Raw genomic sequence first — 1,234 nt, 5'->3', positions numbered from 1 at the left:
TGTTCTGGTCAACAAAACCGGACACATTAATTGGCTAATTTCTCATGCTCCGCCGGTGACAAGTCACCGTTCGAGGAGTGCAGTCGATCCAGGTTGTAGTATTTCATATAGGCCGCAACATCCTGTTTCATATGAGCCCGCGTCGGCTGGTGTACTTTGAACAGCCAGTCATGTTTTAGGCTCCCAAAGAAGCGTTCAACCACGGCGTTGTCCCAGCATGCACCAACGTCTCCCATTGAAGCTCTCATGTCATACCCTTTCAGCAGTTTGGCGAAGGATTCACTGGTGTACTGTGATCCTCGATCACTGTGGAACACCAGGCCTTTCGGTGGTTGCCTGAGGTTATAAGCTTTGATCAAGGCTCGACTGATCAGACTTGTGGTCATGCGTTTGTCGATGGCCCATCCAACTATCCTGCGCGAGTAAAGATCCATAACGATCGCCAGATACATCCAGCCTTCACCGGTTTTCAGGTAGGTGATGTCTCCTGCCCAAACCTGATTTTTACCCACCGGATTAAATTGTTGATTGAGCAGGTTATCGGCTACTCGGTCACTGTGTTTTCGTTTGGTTGTCGCCTTGTAAGCCACGCGCTGCGTGACTTTAAGATCCAGTTGCTGCATCACTGTTCGTACTCGATGTCGACTCACCTGAATGCCTTCTTCACTCAACTTTTTGACCAATTCGCGACTCCCCAAGCTGTTTCTGGAGGCTTTGAACAGTGCTTTGGCACGTCGATACAGGTGCAATTCTTCCGCAGTGATCACCTTGGCTGGACGAGCTTTCCACGCGTAGAACGCCGACTTGCTGACGTTCATCACATGACAGAGCAATCGCACCGGATAACTCTGTCTGTGATTTTCAATAAAGTGGTATTTCACTTCATTTCTTTCGCGAAGAAAGCACTGGCCTTTTTTAAAATCTCTTTCTCCATGCGCAGGGTTTTGACTTCCTGACGAAGCCGCTTCAGCTCTTCCAGTTCCGTTTCTGCAGGCTTTGATTCACTGGTTGACTGCGCCTGTTTTTCCTTCCACCGATAGAGCAAGTTGGTGGCGATACCCAGAGACTTCGCGGCCTCCGGAACTGAATAACCTTGCTCGGTCACGAGAGAGACGGCTTCTTCCTTAAATTCTGGCGGATATTGCTTGTAACTACGTTTCTGGCTCATGGTTGGCACCTCTGTTGGTGAAGAGTTTATCTCTTCTTGAGGTGTCCGGGATATTCAACCAGAACA

General features: G+C 49.1%; 1 protein-coding gene. It reads right to left on the bottom strand.

The window, feature by feature from the left end:
* Positions 1 to 26: 26 nt before the first annotated feature.
* Positions 27 to 1,168, bottom strand: a protein-coding gene (locus Q8W22_RS16635; protein WP_303434947.1) for an IS3 family transposase whose coding sequence is annotated in 2 segments (ribosomal slippage) — positions 27 to 919 and positions 919 to 1,168 — 1,143 coding nt in all. Because the reading frame shifts where the segments join, the coding sequence is not laid out codon by codon here.
* Positions 1,169 to 1,234: the final 66 nt, after the last annotated feature.

Source organism: Oceanobacter sp. 1_MG-2023 (assembly GCF_030689025.1).
Taxonomy (GTDB): Bacteria; Pseudomonadota; Gammaproteobacteria; order Pseudomonadales; family Oceanobacteraceae; genus Oceanobacter.
Note: the sequence above shows the minus strand (reverse complement) of the source record. Positions and strands in the feature narration are given on the sequence as shown.